15 protein-coding genes, 2 tRNA genes and 1 pseudogene are annotated in these 17,002 nt (G+C 65.0%); 10 read left to right on the forward strand and 8 right to left on the reverse strand.

The features are described 5' to 3' along the window. Positions 1-22 precede the first annotated feature (22 nt). Together ACTEK7_RS32340 and ACTEK7_RS32345 are read right to left on the reverse strand one after the other, a co-directional pair. Positions 23-1,912 carry a CHASE2 domain-containing protein gene (locus ACTEK7_RS32340; protein WP_109143267.1) on the reverse strand — a complete coding sequence of 630 codons (1,890 nt, stop codon included), beginning with the start codon at positions 1,910-1,912 and terminating at the stop codon, positions 23-25. A gap of 56 nt (positions 1,913-1,968) precedes the next feature. Beyond that, on the reverse strand, positions 1,969-2,493 hold the full coding sequence (locus tag ACTEK7_RS32345) for a FecR domain-containing protein (protein ID WP_036012807.1): 525 nt from the start codon (positions 2,491-2,493) through the stop codon (positions 1,969-1,971). A 660-nt stretch (positions 2,494-3,153) separates the two neighbouring features. Between ACTEK7_RS32345 and ACTEK7_RS32350 the strand changes: the two genes are divergently transcribed. Next, positions 3,154-4,233, forward strand: coding sequence for a tlde1 domain-containing protein (locus tag ACTEK7_RS32350; RefSeq protein WP_225147534.1), 1,080 nt, complete (start codon positions 3,154-3,156; stop codon positions 4,231-4,233). A 7-nt stretch (positions 4,234-4,240) separates the two neighbouring features. Here the strand turns inward: ACTEK7_RS32350 and ACTEK7_RS32355 are convergent. Beyond that, positions 4,241-4,870 (reverse strand): annotated as a pseudogene (locus ACTEK7_RS32355) (glutathione binding-like protein). A gap of 13 nt (positions 4,871-4,883) precedes the next feature. Then, entirely contained in the window at positions 4,884-5,477 is a 594-nt protein-coding gene (locus tag ACTEK7_RS32360) for a cysteine hydrolase family protein (RefSeq protein WP_225147532.1), read from the reverse strand. A 126-nt stretch (positions 5,478-5,603) separates the two neighbouring features. On the opposite strand from ACTEK7_RS32360, the gene ACTEK7_RS32365 reads away from it, so the two are divergent. From ACTEK7_RS32365 to ACTEK7_RS32390, 6 genes are all read left to right on the forward strand, one after another. Further along, positions 5,604-6,443, forward strand: a complete 840-nt coding sequence (locus ACTEK7_RS32365; RefSeq protein ID WP_225147531.1) for a LysR family transcriptional regulator — start codon at positions 5,604-5,606, stop codon at positions 6,441-6,443. 196 nt (positions 6,444-6,639) lie between these two features. Beyond that, positions 6,640-6,709, forward strand: a tRNA-Phe gene (locus ACTEK7_RS32370). Between the two features lie 4 nt (positions 6,710-6,713). Further along, positions 6,714-6,779: transfer RNA gene (locus ACTEK7_RS32375), tRNA-Lys, on the forward strand. Positions 6,780-7,117: 338 nt separating this feature from the next. Beyond that, positions 7,118-8,281, forward strand: coding sequence for a slipin family protein (locus tag ACTEK7_RS32380; protein ID WP_225147530.1), 1,164 nt, complete (start codon positions 7,118-7,120; stop codon positions 8,279-8,281). A 160-nt stretch (positions 8,282-8,441) separates the two neighbouring features. Next, positions 8,442-9,188: a signal peptidase I gene (gene lepB, locus ACTEK7_RS32385; RefSeq protein ID WP_225147529.1), complete on the forward strand. Its 747-nt coding sequence runs from the start codon at positions 8,442-8,444 to the stop codon at positions 9,186-9,188. Between the two features lie 69 nt (positions 9,189-9,257). Then, positions 9,258-9,545, forward strand: coding sequence for a GIY-YIG nuclease family protein (locus ACTEK7_RS32390; RefSeq protein WP_225147528.1), 288 nt, complete (start codon positions 9,258-9,260; stop codon positions 9,543-9,545). A gap of 235 nt (positions 9,546-9,780) precedes the next feature. Here ACTEK7_RS32390 and groL read toward each other — a convergent pair whose 3' ends face one another. Together groL and ACTEK7_RS32400 are read right to left on the reverse strand one after the other, a co-directional pair. After that, positions 9,781-11,421 (reverse strand): chaperonin GroEL, encoded by a 1,641-nt coding sequence (gene groL / locus ACTEK7_RS32395; RefSeq protein ID WP_057029537.1) that lies wholly within the window; start codon positions 11,419-11,421, stop codon positions 9,781-9,783. Between the two features lie 48 nt (positions 11,422-11,469). Beyond that, positions 11,470-11,784, reverse strand: a complete 315-nt coding sequence (locus ACTEK7_RS32400; protein WP_025037205.1) for a co-chaperone GroES — start codon at positions 11,782-11,784, stop codon at positions 11,470-11,472. Positions 11,785-12,163: 379 nt separating this feature from the next. On the opposite strand from ACTEK7_RS32400, the gene ACTEK7_RS32405 reads away from it, so the two are divergent. Further along, positions 12,164-12,451 carry an usg protein gene (locus tag ACTEK7_RS32405; protein WP_036015394.1) on the forward strand — a complete coding sequence of 96 codons (288 nt, stop codon included), beginning with the start codon at positions 12,164-12,166 and terminating at the stop codon, positions 12,449-12,451. A 134-nt stretch (positions 12,452-12,585) separates the two neighbouring features. On the opposite strand, the gene ACTEK7_RS32410 is transcribed toward ACTEK7_RS32405, so the two are convergent. Next, complete coding sequence (locus ACTEK7_RS32410) at positions 12,586-14,715, reverse strand: O-linked N-acetylglucosamine transferase, SPINDLY family protein (RefSeq protein WP_225147527.1); 2,130 nt, start codon at positions 14,713-14,715, stop codon at positions 12,586-12,588. A gap of 291 nt (positions 14,716-15,006) precedes the next feature. Between ACTEK7_RS32410 and ACTEK7_RS32415 the strand changes: the two genes are divergently transcribed. Continuing rightward, positions 15,007-15,534: a cupin domain-containing protein gene (locus ACTEK7_RS32415; RefSeq protein ID WP_036029806.1), complete on the forward strand. Its 528-nt coding sequence runs from the start codon at positions 15,007-15,009 to the stop codon at positions 15,532-15,534. 115 nt (positions 15,535-15,649) lie between these two features. Here ACTEK7_RS32415 and ACTEK7_RS32420 read toward each other — a convergent pair whose 3' ends face one another. Beyond that, complete coding sequence (locus tag ACTEK7_RS32420; RefSeq protein WP_225147608.1) at positions 15,650-16,021, reverse strand: hypothetical protein; 372 nt, start codon at positions 16,019-16,021, stop codon at positions 15,650-15,652. A gap of 18 nt (positions 16,022-16,039) precedes the next feature. Here ACTEK7_RS32420 and ACTEK7_RS32425 point away from each other — a divergent pair, with 18 nt between their 5' ends. Next, complete coding sequence (locus tag ACTEK7_RS32425; protein WP_346347576.1) at positions 16,040-16,885, forward strand: rhomboid family intramembrane serine protease; 846 nt, start codon at positions 16,040-16,042, stop codon at positions 16,883-16,885. Positions 16,886-17,002: the final 117 nt, after the last annotated feature.

Consider the following 17,002-nt stretch of genomic DNA (forward strand, 5'->3'; position numbering starts at 1 on the left):
TTTCCGGATCATCTCTAGCGGCTTAATCGATCATCTCGGCCTTGTCAGCATCCTGTCCCGGCCCATCGCGATCGCGCCAGAACCAGACAGTCACGACGCCGGAACGGCCGCGGACCCGGGCGAGCAGGGGGCCGGACAGAACGCCGTCGGGCGCGCCCTGGAAGTCGGCCGCATCCAGCAGCGTGTCGCTCAGCGCAAGGCGCGCATCGTTCTGGGCGGCAATCTCCATCAGCCGGCTTGCGACGTTGACGGTGTCGCCCGTCGCCGTGATGTGCTGATGGCTTTCGCCGAGTCGCGAGGCGACGATCGGGCCGCAATGCGCGCCGATCTTGTAGCCAAGCTGACCTGCGATCGCCGGCGGCAGCGAGGCGATCCAGCGTGCGAGGCCGCGATGCAGATCGACCGCGCATTTCAGCGCGCGCGCCGAATCGTCGGGCATGGCGCGCGGCAGCCCGAACAGGATCATGGCGCCGTCGCCGAGAAAGCCCGTGATCATGCCGCCGCAATCGATCGCGATCCGGTCGATCAGCGCATGAAACGCCTTCAGAATATCCGTGAGCTCGTCCGGATCGATCCGCTCGCTCAAACCGGTGAAACCGGAGAGATCGACGAACACCACGGCTGCATCCTGCCGCACCGGCTTCGACAGGAAGTTCGGATCTCGCGAGAGCCAATCCCGCAGCGCCGGAGCCTGGAATTGCGCAAGCGACCTGCTCTTAGCGGCGAAATATTGCGTGCGGCGGCCTCCGGCCCACAGCTGCACGCCGGCAAAGACCGCAACCGGCGGCACGGCGGCGGCGAGCGTGGTCGCGGCGTTCAGCCAGACGCCGTGCGTGAACGCGAACAGGTTGAGCCCGGCCCAGGCGATCATCACCGCGGCCGCCGCCATGGTGCCGAGTGCGATGCGCCGCCAGGCGAGCAGGCCGACCAGCAGCACCGGCAGCAGGATCGCCGTGAGCGCGTCGGCAATGCGGACGCGGTGGTCACGCAGGATGGCGTCGCCGGCGACGAGATGCGTGATTGCGGTCGAGACCACCTCGACGCCGGGCATCAGGGAATCGAACGGCGTCGGATAGAAGTCGCCGCCGCCGGCGACGGAGGCGCCGATCACGACGATCCGGTTCTCGATGGCCGCGCGATCGAGCGTGCCGTCGAAGATGCTCTGTGCGCTGACGGTACGGATGGTGCGGCGCGGGCCGTAATAGGTGATCGGCAATGCCAGATTGCTGTCGGTCGGCACCACGCGATCGCCGAGCATGAGATGGCCCGGCGCGACGGTCAGCGGCTCGTCGAGCGCGCGCGCCGCAACGCGCAACGGAAACGACAGCTCGACCTTGTCGCGGGTCCGGAACAGCATCGGCACCGAGAGCGGCGAGCCCGATTGCCCGGTCGCGACGTTGACGATGCCGACCTCGGCGTGATCGGCGAATGCGGGCAATGGCTGCAGAAAGCGCTCGGCCTCCGGCAGCACGGCCAGCGGACCTTCGCTGCTGGGTGACACGGTTTCGCTGGCCGAGGGGAAGATCGCGGCGGCGGCGAGCACCATGCGGCCGGTGGCCAATGTGTTGGCCAGCGTCGCATCGCCGATCGCGGCGCTGCGGTCGACCAGCAGCAGGTCGATCGCCACGACCTTCGGCTTAAACTGCACGATGGTATCGACCACGCGGGCAAGATCGGCGCGCGGCAGTGGATAGGTGCCGCCGCGCTTCACGACGGTGTCGTCGATCGCAACGATGGTGACGAAATCCGGCGGACGCCGCACGCCGCGCGCCTGCGTTCGCCAATCCGTCAACGTGGCTTCGAGGCGGTCTAGAAAGCGCAGATGGCCGTGGGCGTGCGTGGCATAGATGCCCGCGCCCCACACCGCGGTGAGGACGAGTGCCACCAGGATCTGAACGCGTCGGCTGCGCATGCGGTCTTGCAATCGTATAATCCAAATCTCATGGGCCGGGCCTTGCCGGCCCCGGCTCATTGCCCGAGTCTGGCCATGAGCGCGTCGACGCGCGGCTGGCCCCAGGTCTTGACGGTCAACGGACCGGTTGGCTCGACATCGACGCCTTCGCCGGGGCCGAGCACGACGCCGCGTCCACGAGCCCTGCGGCTCACGCCGACCCGGCCGTCTGCGACGAACACGGAAGTCTTGGCGTCGGCGGCATCGACCGCCCATTTCGTGCCGCGCACTGCGGCGATCGCTTGCGGCGTCAGCACCTTGAAGGGATTGCCGCGCGGCTTCTTGGGCACCTCGATCAGCAGCGCTTTGCTGCTCAACTCCACGGAGTCTATATGTCCGTCGCGGTTGGCGTCCTTAAGTTCAAATCTGGCGCCGTTTTCCGCAACGATGGTGATGCCGTTGTCGCAGCGCCAGGTCTGCGTCCCGGCAGCCGACGGCGATGCCGTGCAGCCCGCATTCGCCGCAGGCTGCGCAGTCGCAGATCCGATCAACAGAAACGACCCCGCCAGGGCGAAAAACCCCGCGCGCGCGATCCCTCTCATGCCAGCCTCCGTTTGCGTGCTCGGCACAGCTCAGGGCAGGATGATACGGTACCGTATCACGCGCAGAGGCTGCTGAAAAGTGCCGAAGTGGGAGCTATTTTCTCGCACCCGCGATGTCCAGAACCGAGGCGATCAACTTTCAATCACGGCGCCGTGCCGCGTGAGGTCGCCCGGCGCGACATAAGCATGCAACATTCCCGCGCGGCCGACGAGGCCAATCCGACGTGTCGTCCACCAGCCTCGCGCAACGCTGGCGCGTTACGTTCGGGGGCAGTGGAGGGCCACGAAAATGACGTTCTCAAGTGCGTCATGGATGTGGGCGCAGACGTCCGAGAGTCTGGTGAACCGGCCGAGAATTATAGTTAACAGACCCGACTAAGTCCGTAGTTCTGCGGGCTTTTTCTCAAAACGGGACAGCGTTAACGAGTTGTCGCAGATCCGCCCGAACTTAATCCGCATTTAACTAAAAGTCGCCTTAATGACGCTCCGACCCTCTGCGAGATGCTGTTCCCGGATCGTGACCAGCGGCACTTCGAAGGGGGACTGAGTGACACCGTCCTGGACGCAAGGCGAATGAGTACGAGTATCGCTGCGCAGAGTAACGCGGCACGGAAGTCCAAGAATTTCTCGAAGAATAATTCGCGGAAATCTTCCCGGAAAATGATCACGATCAATTGGCTTGGCGCCGCGGCGATCGGCTGCGCCGTGGTGGGCGCCGGGTGGACCATCCACAGCAATATCTTCGGCGCGAGCGTCTATCCCTCAGTCGGCAGCAGCGGCTACGACGAGCCGGTGATCAAGCGCGCGCCCAGGGTGGCGCTGCGCGAGGCCGGCGAGGCCATCAAGGAAACCTTCGCGCTGCTGCCCGACCGCCTCCAGGTCGCAGCTCCAATCTCGCGCGAGATGTTCAACGAGCGCTTTGCCGCGGCCGCAACGCAGGGCGTGCCATCGAATGCCACAAGCGCCGCACCCCCGGCGCAGGTCGTTGCGGTGGCCAAAGACGCCCCGAAGCAGGGCGTGATCGCGAAGGTCGCGGAAGCGCTGAAGCCGGCAGCCAAGGGCGCCGATAACACCGCGGAGAAGACCAAGCGCGCGCCGGCTGCCCAGCTGCAACTCGCCTCGGCCGACCCGGCCGAGATCGTGCCGGCGCCCGAAGCCAAGCAAAAATCCTTCGCCGACCGTGCCAAGGCCGCGGTGATGTCGATCACCGCTCCGCGCCAGGCGATGGTGGAAAAGCTGTGGGGCAAGCGCGAAGCGTCCGGCGGGCTGCTCGCCTACGCCTCGGCCGATGCCAGCATCACTGCGTCCATCGCCCCGAAGGAGCAGAACCCGATGTTCGGCGGCGCTCCGCCTTACGAGCGGGACACCGCGGTCTACGACATCACGGCCAAGATGGTGTATCTGCCTGACGGCACCAGGCTCGAGGCGCATTCCGGCCTTGGCGCCAACCGCGACGATCCGGACTCGCGCCGCCTGCGCATGCGCGGCGTGACGCCGCCGCACATCTATACGCTGAAACCGCGCGAGGCGCTGTTCCACGGCGTGCCGGCGCTGCGCCTCACCCCGATCGGCGGCGAGAGCGCGATCTACGGCCGCGACGGCCTGCTCGCCCACACCTTCATGCTCGGGCCGGGCGGCGATTCCAACGGCTGCGTGTCGTTCAAGGATTACTACGCGTTCCTCGACGCCTACCGCAACAAGGGCATCCGCAAGCTCGCGGTGCTGGCGCGGGTGGAGTGAGGCGAGCTCAGGCCGCAACGGTCTTGCGCAGCGCCATCTCGGTCGCGATCGCGCGCCGGACCGCGGGGCGGGCCTGCATGCGTTCGAGATAGGCCGCGAGCGGTGGCCATTGCGCGATGTCGATCCCTGCCGGACGGAGCAGAAGCAAGGTCCAGGTGAGATGGGCATCGGCCACGGTGAAGGCGTCGCCGACGAGGAATTCGCGGCCCGCCAGATGCGCTGCCGGCACCGACAATGTCTGCATGATCCTCGCGCGCGGCTTGGCCAGCGAGCCGTCGTCCTTGTACCAGAAGGTTGGAAACAGGAACGCCTTGTGGATCTCGGCGCCGACGAAGCTCAGCCATTCCTGCAGGCGATAACGATCGATGTCGCCGGGCCGCGGCGCAAGGCGTGCCTCCGGCTTCACATCGGCGATGTATTGCAGCACCGCTGCGCTTTCCGTCAGCCGCTCGCCGTTCTCCAGCACCAGGACCGGCACCGCGCCCTTCGGTGACACCTCACGGAAGTCGCGGCCGTCGTCCACGAGCCGCTTGGTCCAGATATGGGCGAGGTGATACTGCGCCTCGATTCCGGCCTAAAGCAACGCGATGTGGCTCGAGAGCGAGCAGGCCATCGGAAAGAAATAGAGCTGCAGCATCGGGAAGGTCTCCTCAGGTCAGCACGTCGCTCTGCGCGATGATCGCGAAGCGGTCCGACAATTCGGCCAGAGCGACCTCGTGAACGATTCTCGCCGGCAGCGTGCCGCCGCGCCCATCGGGAAGATCGCGCGTGGCGCAGGCGTCGGCCGCGATCGTCGTGCGCAGGCCGAGATCGAGCGCGGCGCGCGCGGTCGAAGACACGCACATATGCGTCATGAACCCTGCGAGCACGATGTTCTTGCGTCCGGTCGCGGCCAGCCGGGCCTGCAGGTCGGTGCCGGCGAAGGCATTCGGCAGCGCCTTCTCGATCACGGGCTCGGTCGCGAGCGGCGTCAGGCGTTCGACGATCGCGCCGCGCGCCGCCTCGCGGTCGAACAGGCCGCCGGCGCGACCCTTGTGCGCGACGTGGAAGATCGCAGCTCCGCTCTCCCGTGCGCGCGCGAGTAGGCGCGCAGCCGCGGCGATCGCTGCTTGCGCATCGGGCAGGGCGAGTGGGCCGGCGCAATATTCGTTCTGGATGTCGATTAGAACGAGGCATGTCTCGTTGAGCTTGGGCGGATCGAGATCGGCGCCGGCGAGTTCGAGCAGCGTCTTTGGAGTGGTCATGCCGTCAGGCCTTCGTGAATTCGGATGCTTCGACACTAGCGCAGCAGCAGCCTGCTATTGTGCAGGACTATTGCAGCTGATGGCTGCAAATTTGCAGGCAGCGGCGCCGCCTGCTAAGCTCGCCCGATGAACTGGGACGATCTGCGCATCATCGCCGCGGTCAGGGACGAGGGCACCTATGCCGGCGCCAGCGCGCGGCTGCGCATCGACGAGACCACCGTCGGCCGCAGGCTTGCGCGCATCCAGCGCGATCTCGGCGTGAAGCTGTTCGATGCGGTGGACGGCGTGCGGCGGCCGACGCGCCAGTGCGAGGCGGTGCTCGCGCATGTCGGTGCGATGGCCGCGCATGCGGCGGCGATCGACCGCATCAAGGAGGGCCAGGCCGGCCCGGTCGGGCGGCTGCGCATCGCCTCGACCAATGCGGTCGCCGAAGAGCTGCTGGCGCCGCATGCGAGCAGCTTCCTGCGCGATCATCCGGGACTGACGCTGCAATTCCTCACCGCGAGCGGCAACGTCAAGTTCTCGCGCTGGCAGGCCGATCTCGCCATCCGCCTGCGCAAGCCGGAGAAGGGCGATTTCACCATCTCCAAGCTCGGCGACGTCAGGCTGTACTTCTTCGAGCCCGCGGACCGCGGCGGCCGCGAGCCCGTTGCGTGCGTCTATCCGGACGAGCTCGACGCGATCCCGGAAGCGCAGTTCTTGCGTGCGAAGCGGCTGACGAACGTGCGCTGCGTCACCGACAATATCCGCATCATCCGCACCATGATCCAGTCGCATCAGGCCATCGGCGTGCTGCCCGAGCACAGCTGCTTAGCCCTGCTCGCCGACCGCAGCCTGCGCGCCACCCTGCTGCCGAAGCGCCGCGACGTCTGGCTGCTCGTGCAGAACCACCTCAAGCGCGATCCCGCGACACGCGTGACGATCGCGTGGGTGAGGGCGTGCTTCCAGGACATCTCGCGCAATTGACGTCGCATATCGCCGCAATCATCGCGCCACGCAGCGCACGCTGCGACGAAAAAACTTCAGCCGCCCCCTTGCAACCCGAACGTGCCTGGTCTATTAGCGCCGTCCTTCGCTAGGCCATGGGTTCGGGCTCGCTGAGATCCCGACTGGCGCGGGCCGGGTCTTGCCGGTTTCGTGTTCCGCCGAATGAAGGAGAAACGCAGGACGTAGCTCATGGAGAGCGTCGGGTTGAACACCCGAAGGCATCGGTTCGATTCCGGTCTCTTGCACAAAGGATAGCTCAGTTTGGTAGAGCAGATGACTTTTACTCATCGGGTCGCGGGTTCGAATCCCGCTCCAGCGCTCCGTCTCAGCGTGAAACGCTGATACCTCTGACGAGGACCGGACGCGCGCTTCAGTCGCGGTCCGGCCGTTTTGCCGCAAGGCTTTCCGTCCGAACCTAGACACTGTGAGACCGGCTTTGCGCCGCGGGTAGATACCGCTTGCGCTGATGCCGGGTGGCTCCGCACGGCCGCGCGACACGTCTCGCGCGATCGCGCGCGTGCGCCCGTCGTCATGCAAGCTCAAGCCCCGGCCCGCCGATTTCGCGGGAAGCGTCGTCCGCGTCCTCACGTCCTTTGCAGGTGTAACCCGCTATCCGGCCGCGCTCGGCCGGAGGCAACTGAAGGAGGCGTGCCATGACTTTGAACAAGACTTGGCATTTGCTGATGCTGAACGTGACGGTGAAGGATGGCGAGCGTGCGTTGCTGACGCGCAACGGGCAGCTCGTGCGCGTGCTCGCGCCCGGCAAGCATCGCCTGTTCGATCCCCTGCACGAGCTGAAGGCCGAGGTGCTCGACGTGGTCCGCAGCGAATTTCCTGCGGAGCGCTACGCAGTGCTGAAGGCCGCGCGGCCTGATCTTGCCGCCGAGCTGTTCGAGGCGGTCGAGACCAAGGCGGACGAGATCGCCATCGTCAGCCTCGACGGCCGGCCCGTGCATCTGATGACGCCTTGGCAGGTGCGCGTCTACTGGAAGGTCGCAACGCGCATCGATGTCGAGCGCATCGATGTGTCCAGCGACGTCAGGGTCGACGCGCGGCACCTCACCATGATCGAGCGCAGCCGCTCGACCGTCATGAGCGAGACTGTGGTCGAGAACCACGAAGCGGGCCTGCTCTATGTCGAGGGCCGGCTCGTGGAGCGGCTCGCGCCCGGCCGGCACGCCTTCTGGACCGTCGGCCGCAAGATCGAGGTGAAGCGCCTCGACCTGCGGCCCCAGGCGGTCGAGATCACCGCGCAGGAGATGCTGACCAAGGATCGCATCGCGCTGCGGGTGACGCTGACGGCGTTCCGCCGCATCGTCGATCCCGAGCGCACGGTGGCGACCGTGCCCGACGTGGATGCGTGGCTGTACCGCCTGGTGCAGTTCGCGATCCGCGAGGCGGTGGCGGGCCGGACGCTGGACGAGGTGCTGTCTGCGAAGGCGGCGCTGGATGCGGAGCTGCGCGACTATGTGCGTGCACGCGTCGCGGTATCAGGCGTGGAGGTGACCGAGCTCGGCGTCAAGGACGTGATCCTGCCCGGCGAGATCCGGGAGCTGGTGAACAAGGTGGTGGAGGCGGAGCGGGTCGCGAAGGCGAACCTGATCCGCCGGCAGGAGGAGACCGCGGCGACGCGTTCGCTCCTGAACACTGCCCGCCTGATGGAGGAGAACCCCCTGCTGCTTCGGCTCAAGGAGCTGGAGTCGCTGGAGCGGCTGGTCGAGAAGGTCGGCCGCATCGACCTCCATGCCGGTGAGGGCCAGGGCCTCGATGCCCTCCTGACCCGGCTCGTGCGTCTGAAGGCGCACGAGAGCGCATGACCGAAGGGCCGCCCACGGGCGGCCCTTCACATTGGCGTTGCTGCCGTCTGCGATGAACGCGATCGGCGCGAGGCGCGACCAAATTTGAGCTCGTCGGGGATTGGGCGCGCTCGCAGGTTGCGTCATCTTGGGGCCGCAACGTCTTGATCAGGGAAGGCCCATGACCGTTCTTCAGGAATCGATCCGCCCCGCGGCACGATCCAGCGACTGGAAGGCGATCGTCGTCCTGATCCTCATGATCCCGGTGCTGTGGTCGCCGGTGATCCTGTTTCGCTTCGTCCTGTATCAGCCGTTCAACATTCCGTCCGGTTCGATGACACCGGCGCTGATGGTCGGCGACTACGTCTTCGCCGCGAAATACGCTTACGGGTATGGCCGCTATTCCCTCCCATTCGCGTCGTCCTGGATCTCGGGCCGCATCCTCGCCGCCGATCCCGAATACGGGGATATCGTGGTATTCCGGACGGCGAAGGACAGTTCTGCCGACTACGTCAAACGCGTCGTCGGCCTGCCCGGAGACCGCATCCAGATGCGGCAGGGCCGGCTCATCCTCAACGGCCGCCCGGTGACCCGCGTCGCCCTGGAGGCGACATTTGCCGGCGACGCCTGCGGTGTCGACGACCGCGCCGCCGTCAAGCGCTGGCGCGAGACGCTGCCGAGCGGTGCGTCCTATGTGACCTACGACTGCCTCGACAACGGCTATCTCGACAACACAGACGTCTTCACGGTGCCGCCGGGCCACATCTTCGTGCTCGGCGACAACCGCGACAATTCCACCGACAGCCGCGTGCAGTCGACGTTCGGCTTCGTGCCGATGGACAATCTCATCGGCAAGGTGACGCGGATCTTCTGGTCGCTGGATGAAGACGGCGAGCCGCGCTTCGAGCGGCTCGGGAAGGTGGAGTGAGGCTTGCTCCGTCATTCCGGGGCGGCGCGCAGCGCCGAGCCCGGAATCCATAATCACAGGCGGACGGGAATGGCCTACTATGTCTACATCCTTGCGAGCAAGAAACACGGCACGCTCTACATCGGCGTGACCAACGACCTGGTGCGCCGAGTGTATCAGCACAGAACGAAGACCGTCCCCGGCTTCACGAGCAAGTACGGCGTCGACAAGCTCGTCTTGTTCGAAATCTACGACGATGCCGTGAGCGCCAATGCCCGCGAGAAGGAGCTCAAGAAATGGCGACGTGACTGGAAGACGCGTCTCATCGAGGAGCAGAACCCAAATTGGGATGATCTCTATCCGGGGCTGACCAAATAAGGTTCATCCTGCACTCCTTGTCATTCCGGGGCGCGCCCCCTTGGGCGCGAGCCCGGAATCCATAATCACAGCCAGATGGAGTGGGCCCGCTATGCCCGTCGCCCGTGAGTTTCGTGGTTATGGATTCCGGGCTCGCGCCCAAGAGGGGCGCGCCCCGGAATGACGTGCTCCCCAAAACAAAAACCCCGGCATCGCTGCCGGGGTTTCGCATTCGTATCGTGCCTGAGAGGCTGGATCAGAAGTCCATGCCGCCCATGCCGCCGCCCGGAGGCATCGCGGGGCCGGCGCCGCCCTTCTTGGGCAGCTCGGCGACCATGGCTTCCGTGGTGATCAGGAGCGCGGCCACCGAGGCAGCGTTCTGTATCGCGGTACGGACCACCTTGGTCGGGTCGATGATGCCCTTCTTGACGAGGTCGGCATATTCGCCGGTCTGGGAGTCGAAGCCGTAATTGTAGGCCTTGTTCTCCAGGATCTTGCCGACGATCACCGAGCCGTCTTCACCGGCGTTGATCGCGATCTGGCGAGCGGGGGCCGACAGCGCCTTGCGCACGATCTCGACGCCGGTCTTCTGGTCGTCGTTCTTGGTGCGCAGACCCTTGAGCTGCTCGGAGGCACGGAGCAGGGCAACGCCGCCGCCCGGAACGATGCCTTCTTCCACGGCCGCGCGGGTCGCATGCATCGCGTCATCAACGCGATCCTTGCGCTCCTTCACCTCGACCTCGGTCGCGCCGCCGACGCGGATCACCGCGACGCCGCCCGCGAGCTTGGCGAGACGCTCCTGGAGCTTCTCACGGTCGTAGTCCGAGGTGGTCTCCTCGATCTGCGCCTTGATCTGGGCCACGCGCGCCTCGATGTCGGCCTTCTTGCCGGCGCCGTTGACGATCGTGGTGTTCTCCTTGTCGATCATCACCTTCTTGGCGCGACCGAGCATGTTGAGCGTGACGTTCTCGAGCTTGATGCCGAGGTCTTCCGAGATCGCCTGGCCGCCGGTCAGGATCGCGATGTCCTGCAGCATGGCCTTGCGGCGATCGCCGAAGCCCGGAGCCTTGACGGCCGCGACCTTGAGGCCGCCGCGCAGGCGGTTCACGACGAGGGTCGCGAGGGCTTCGCCTTCGACGTCCTCGGCGACGATGACCAGCGGCTTGCCGGTCTGCACCACGGCCTCGAGCAGCGGCAGCAGCTCGTTCAGCGAGGAGAGCTTCTTCTCGTTGATGAGGATGTAGGCGTCGTCCATCTCAACGCGCATCTTGTCGGCGTTGGTGACGAAGTAGGGCGAGATGTAGCCGCGGTCGAACTGCATGCCCTCGACCACGTCGAGCTCGGTCTCGAGCGACTTGGCTTCCTCGACGGTGATGACGCCCTCGTTGCCGACCTTCTTCATGGCGTCGGCGAGGAACTTGCCGATTTCGGCATCGCCGTTGGCCGAGATGGTGCCGACCTGGGCGATCTCGTCGTTCGAGGTGACCTTCTTCGAGTTCTTCTCGAGGTCGGCCACGACGGCTTCGACCGCGAGGTCGATGCCGCGCTTGAGGTCCATCGGGTTCATGCCGGCGGCGACAGACTTGGCGCCTTCCTTCACGATCGCCTGGGCGAGCACGGTGGCGGTGGTGGTGCCGTCGCCGGCCGCGTCAGCGGACTTGGAGGCGACTTCGCGCACCATCTGCGCGCCCATGTTCTCGAACTTGTCGTCGAGCTCGATCTCCTTGGCGACGGTGACGCCGTCCTTGGTGATGCGGGGAGCGCCGAACGACTTGTCGAGCACAACGTTGCGGCCCTTCGGACCGAGCGTGACCTTCACCGCATTGGCGAGAACGTCGACGCCGCGCAGCATCTTGTCGCGCGCTTCAACCGAGAATTTGACTTCTTTGGCTGCCATCTGGAGTTTTCCTTAGGTGAGTTTGACTGGAGGGGAGGAGAGGGGCTCTTAAGCCGCCTTCTTCTTGGACTCGCTGACTTCGAGAACGCCCATCACGTCGCTCTCCTTCATGATCAGCAGGTCCTGGCCGTCGATCTTGACCTCGGTGCCGGACCACTTGCCGAACAGCACGCGGTCGCCGACCTTCAGGTCGATCGGGATCAGCTTGCCAGCTTCGTCGCGGCCACCGGGACCAACGGCGACGACTTCGCCCTGGGAGGGCTTTTCCTTGGCAGTGTCGGGAATGATGATGCCGCCAGCGGTCTTCTCTTCTGCGTCGATGCGCTTGACCACGACGCGGTCGTGAAGCGGACGGAATTTCATGCAGTCCTCCTAAGCAATTGCACGTGTTGAGGATTTGGAGATTGTTAGCAGTCGTTGCCCGTGAGTGCTAGCACGGGCGAGCCTGAAATAGGACAGGAATTTTGCGGGAGCAAGGGTTTGTAGCAGAAAAATTAGCAGCCGAAAGCGCGGACTGCCAGAAACCCCTCGCCATCGTTAACCGGGCAGCCGTGACCGTATTAGCACGGAGTCGTCTCTGCTGCTAAAGCATTGAATTTCAACAGCTTGTTAAACTTTTGGGCTTGAGATGAGTTGTCAGTTTGCGTCACATTTCTCTCATGTGAGCGCATCGTTTCCGGGTGGCTCCCCGGGGCACGGACCAAGCCACTCGCCGAATGCGCTCCTGCAAAGGAGGTTTGGCATGGGCCTGCGCGTTGGGGGCGTTTCCGAGGAATTCCGGAAACAGATGCTGGGCTACGGGCTGACGACGGCACAAATTCTCTATCGGATGCCGGATCATCCCTCGCTGCTCCAGACCTATGTCTGGCAGAACTACGACATGTTTCCGAAATTCCCCGCGCTGACCGATTTCCTGGCGTTCTGGCAGGAGAAGCTCGACGGTCCCCTCCATTCGGTGACGGTGGCGCATTCCAAGCTGATCAAGCCGGCCGAGCTCCGCGCCGTTGACGGCGTGTTCCGCCTGCATTGAGGCCGCGTAGGGTGGATTAGCCTGCGGCGGCGCGACGCGCTGCCGCTGGCGTAATCCACCTCGCTTCTCTCCGCGTGCCGAAACAGAAACGGTGGATTACGCCTTCGGCTAATCCACCCTACGAGATCACGCAATCAGACGCCGCCGCTGCAATAACGCGTCCACATCGAGCGATAGGCCGCGTCCACCGCTCGTGCATATGAGATGGGGTTGGCCGCGGCCGTGGCGTTGATCGTTGCGGGCAGTTCGCGGCGCAATTTGTCGAGCTCGCCGGTCTCGGCCGCGCGACTGGCCGCGATCTCGACATAGGCCTCCTCGCTGTCGGCGACCCAGTCCGGCAGGCCAAGCGCGGTGAGGATGGCGCCGGCGGCGCGGCCGGGCAGGCTGTTGCCGAGCTTCGCCACCACGGGCACGCCCATCTGCAGGGCTTCCCATGTGCTGACGCCGCCGTTCTGCGGGAACGGATCGAGAGCAATATCGATGCGATTGAACGATGCCAGATGCTCGTCCCGCAACGTGGCCCCGAGCAGATCGACGCGTTCGGCCGGCAATCGGCAAGCCGCAAATCGCGCCAGCAGCTTGTCGCGGACGAGTTGATCGTCGAGCGCAACATCCTTGATCAGGAGGCGCGAGCCCGGCACCCGTTCGAGGATACTGGACCAGACTGCCGCGGCCTCGTCCGAGATCTTGCTGATGCGGTTGAAGACACCGAAGGTGACGAAGCCGTTCGAGAGTGCCGGCGTCTTGCCCTGCGCAATCCCGGCCGGCAGCGGCGCCAGCGTCACGAAGCACGGCAGGTCGACCACCGTCTCTGCAAACAGATGCCGAACGTCGTGCGGAATCCCGACCGGATCCGAGAACAGATAATCGATTGTCGGCAACCCGGTGCCGGTGCCATGGCCCCAGCCGTGCGCCTGGATCGGTGCCGGCTTGCGCGCAAATACGCCGAGGCGGTTTCCTTTGGTATGGCCGGACAGATCGATCAGGATATCGATGCGATCGTCGCGAATCTGGGCGGCGAGGCGATCGTCGCTCCATTGCGAGGCGTCACGCCAGCGATCGGCGATGCCTTGAAATTCGCGTGTCGTCGCGTCCACTTTCGCCGAGCACGAGTAGCACACGATCTCGAACTGGGCGCGGTCATGGTGTTGCAGGACGGGCTTGAAGATGAACGCAGCCGAATGCGCGTTGAAGTCCGACGAGACGTAGCCAAGCACCAGGCGGCGATCCGGATCGCGGCCGTTGTCATGCGGTGCCGCCGCTTCTGAAGCGATTTTCGCGCCGATCCGCTCCCACCATACGCGTCGCGCCTGCTGATGCCGCTCGACGCTGGCGTCCGGCACAAAATCGAGCGTGAAGATCTTGCTCGAGATCGCGCTCTCGAGATCGGGCCTGATATCGAGGGCTCTGTCGAAACTGGCGAGGGCTTCGTCTACCCGGCCTAGTCCGGCAAGACAAAGGCCCAGCACCAGATGAGCCTGATCGGAATCGGGCGCGATCGCGAGGGCCTTCTCGCAATCGGATAGTGCCTGGGCCACCTGCCGGGTCTGAAGCAAGACATTGGCGCGCCAAAGCCATCCGTTCACGTCGTCAGGGGCGAGGGCGATTGCCCGGTTGCAATCCGCCATGGCCTCGTCGAATCGCTGCAGCTCCCGGAGTGCCACGGCGCGGTTCGCCAGCGCCGCCGCATAGTCGGGCTTGATCGCGAGCGCGCGGTTCAGGCTTGCAAGAGCCTTGTCGTAGTTGCGCAGACGGCAGAGCGTGGAGCCGCGGCCGTTGTGGGCTTCGGCGAGGTTTGCGTCGACGGCGAGCGCCCGATCGTAGCTGTCGAGCGCTTCCAGGTAGCGATCCAGGGCCGCGCTCGCGTTCCCGAGATTGGAGAGAGCGAGGGCGTAGTTGGGCCGCAAGGCGAGTGCCTTGCGATAGCTCTCGCGGGCATCATTGTGACGTTTCAGCCCGTTCAGCGCGACGCCCAGGCTCATATGGGCTTCGGCCGATCGCGGATCGACGACAACCGCCCGGCTCAGCAGGCTCTCGGCCTGCTGATAATTCCCAGCATCGGACTCCAACGCGCCGAGCATATGCAGCGCGATGAATTGATTGGGCGCGATCTGCAGGAGCTGGCGATAGGCAGCCTTGGCCCCGGGCAAGCGTCCCTTCTTGTGCAACTCGAGCGCTTGCCCGAGCAAGGGCAGCACGTCGGCCTTTTGCCGCTTCTGAAGCCGGGCATTTTGAAATGCACGCTGACCGACATTGCTGCCCATGAATCAATTCCCCCGGATGTCCCGGGCGAGACTAGTTCAGCGCGAGAACGAAGACGAGACGCCCCCAGCCCGACGCGCCAGCTTGGGGCAAGCTACGATCCGATACGGTGATCGCGTGATTGGCCTCAGCCTCTTACCCTCCAGGCGAGGGTCCTGGAGGGGGAGGGTGACAGCGCGGATGCGGCACTACTCAACACGACCAGCTCTGCGATTGCTGCCTCGCCCACGACTGGATAAGCTGACCTTCAAGCCATACCGCGCGACGGCGGCTCAGAAACAGGGAGGCAGACAATGGCCAAGCAAAAGGCATCGAGGCCCGCATTGAAGACCGCGGTGAAGAAGCGGAGTGGCGCCAAGGCGGCGGCGCGATCCTCGGCACGCAAGGCCGTGAAGGCGAAGGCGCGCACTGCCGCTGCGAAAAAGCCCGCACGTCCGAAGCAGCGCATCGCCGTCAGCCATCACCGCGAGGAAGACTTCAAGGCCGACGGCCTGCGCGCCTACGCGAAGTATCGCGATCTCGGCATCGGCGAGGCGACCCATGGCCTCGCGCAGGCGCATGTGATCCGCCTGCAAGGTCCCTGCAACCCGGCCGAGGTGTCCAAGCTCCACTATCACGACGTCGAATTCCAGATGGTCTACGTGCTCAAGGGCTGGGTGAAGACCTATATGGACGGGCAGGGCGAGACCTTGATGCAGCAAGGCAGCGCCTGGACCCAGCCGCCGAAGATCAGACACATGATCCTGGACTATTCGGACGACGTGGAGCTGCTGGAGGTGATCCTCCCCGCTGAGTTCAAGACGGTGGAGCTGAAGGCGTAAGCGCAACTCTCGATCGCTAAAATGCGGTCGATCCGAGAAACCGGGCGGTCAGCAATCGGGATGATTTCGGCCGCCCCGCAAGCCTGGTGCTAACCAGTCGAAAATACCTCTCGCGTCAACTCAAGGCTGTGTCAACGCGGGAAATGCTTTCATGGCGACCAACACTTTTGGCCGACGCGGCATCGTAGCGCCAGCTCCAAGAGCATCGTTTCAAGCCGCCGCCGCGCCGATCGCCATAGAGAAGCCCTCTTCCAGCGAGGAGACGCTTTTTGCCGACAACAAGCTTCTGGCCGACATCCCCTTCCTCACCATCGGCCTGATCTTCGGTCTGCTCCTGATCTTCGTTATGCAGCGTAGTCTCGCCATCGACATCGCGCGGGACGGCGATCTCGATGTCCGCTCGCTGATCGCTCAGGGGGCGTCCGGCTACGATCTCGTCGTCGGGAGGGGAGAGTGGTGGCGAATCGGCCTTGCGCCGCTTCTGCATGGCAGCGGGTGGCACCTCGTGAGCAACTGCGTGGCGCTGTTCATCGTCGGCGTCAGGCTGGAGTCGCTGATCGGCCGCGGCTGGTTTGCTTTGATCTTCGTTGCCAGTGCATTGGCCGGAGAGGCCGGCTCGCTGCTGGGCAACGGTCCCGGCACGGTCGGCGTCGGTGCGTCCGGCGCCATCACCGGGCTGATCGCCGCGCTGTTCGTGGCGAGCTTCGATCCCGAAGCGGACGCCGATCAGACCATATCGAGGCTGAAGACGTCGCTGTTCTTCGGTGTTCCCGCACTGCTGCCAATGGCCTTTGGCGCTTCCGGCAACGTCAACTATTACGCCCACGCAGGCGGTGCGGTGGCCGGCGCCGCGCTCGCCGTCACGCCGTGGCTCGCCTTCTGGTCCTATGACAGCCTGCCGCGGAGCGCGAGCATGACCTTGCTGGCAGGATCCATCGGATCTCTCATCTGCGCCGGCTTCGCCGCCGCGCATTATTCGGCCTACATGGCCGATGCCGCGCACTATATCCGCGCCTCGGAAGTGCCGATGAAGGGCGACGAGATGGCCAGCCGGTCGCTCGATCTCGTTAGCCGCTACCCGAAAGACGCGCGGGCTCACGTCTACCGTGCTGTCTTCTTCCTGGAACAAGCGGATATCAATGCCGCCGAGAGGGAAGCGCAAACCGCCATGTCGCTCGCAGCTTCGGACGTGGCGGGTGGGCCGGTGCGCTCCGGGGCGCAGGGCTTGATAGCGGTGTTGCTGTGGGTGCAGGGGCGAACCAGCGAGGCAAAGGCCATGGCGGCCGAGCCGTGCCGTTCCAAGGTGCCTGAGGTGCGTCGCATCCTGCAGAAGTCGAAATTGTGCGGTTGAGGCAAAGATTCTCGCCGCCGTCATTGCGAGGAGCTCTTGCGACGAAGCAATCCAGACTGTCTCCGCGGACGCATGTCTGGATTGCTTCGCTTCGCTCGCAATGACGCGTGGAAAGAG

The organism is Bradyrhizobium sp. JHI2711, assembly GCF_056156565.1.

Excerpts from the sequence above, each read along its gene's own strand:
- ACTEK7_RS32405 (WP_036015394.1), top strand. The coding sequence starts at position 12,164 with ATGGGCCTGCGCGTTGGGGGCGTTTCCGAGGAATTCCGGAAACAGATG.
- ACTEK7_RS32365 (WP_225147531.1), top strand. The coding sequence starts at position 5,604 with ATGAACTGGGACGATCTGCGCATCATCGCCGCGGTCAGGGACGAGGGC.
- ACTEK7_RS32340 (WP_109143267.1), bottom strand. The coding sequence starts at position 1,912 with ATGCGCAGCCGACGCGTTCAGATCCTGGTGGCACTCGTCCTCACCGCG.
- lepB (WP_225147529.1), top strand. The coding sequence starts at position 8,442 with ATGACCGTTCTTCAGGAATCGATCCGCCCCGCGGCACGATCCAGCGAC.
- ACTEK7_RS32345 (WP_036012807.1), bottom strand. The coding sequence starts at position 2,493 with ATGAGAGGGATCGCGCGCGCGGGGTTTTTCGCCCTGGCGGGGTCGTTT.
- ACTEK7_RS32415 (WP_036029806.1), top strand. The coding sequence starts at position 15,007 with ATGGCCAAGCAAAAGGCATCGAGGCCCGCATTGAAGACCGCGGTGAAG.
- ACTEK7_RS32380 (WP_225147530.1), top strand. The coding sequence starts at position 7,118 with ATGACTTTGAACAAGACTTGGCATTTGCTGATGCTGAACGTGACGGTG.
- ACTEK7_RS32390 (WP_225147528.1), top strand. The coding sequence starts at position 9,258 with ATGGCCTACTATGTCTACATCCTTGCGAGCAAGAAACACGGCACGCTC.
- ACTEK7_RS32400 (WP_025037205.1), bottom strand. The coding sequence starts at position 11,784 with ATGAAATTCCGTCCGCTTCACGACCGCGTCGTGGTCAAGCGCATCGAC.
- ACTEK7_RS32410 (WP_225147527.1), bottom strand. The coding sequence starts at position 14,715 with ATGGGCAGCAATGTCGGTCAGCGTGCATTTCAAAATGCCCGGCTTCAG.
- ACTEK7_RS32360 (WP_225147532.1), bottom strand. The coding sequence starts at position 5,477 with ATGACCACTCCAAAGACGCTGCTCGAACTCGCCGGCGCCGATCTCGAT.
- ACTEK7_RS32350 (WP_225147534.1), top strand. The coding sequence starts at position 3,154 with ATGATCACGATCAATTGGCTTGGCGCCGCGGCGATCGGCTGCGCCGTG.
- groL (WP_057029537.1), bottom strand. The coding sequence starts at position 11,421 with ATGGCAGCCAAAGAAGTCAAATTCTCGGTTGAAGCGCGCGACAAGATG.
- ACTEK7_RS32420 (WP_225147608.1), bottom strand. The coding sequence starts at position 16,021 with ATGCAGAAGCGGCGCAAGGCCGATTCGCCACCACTCTCCCCTCCCGAC.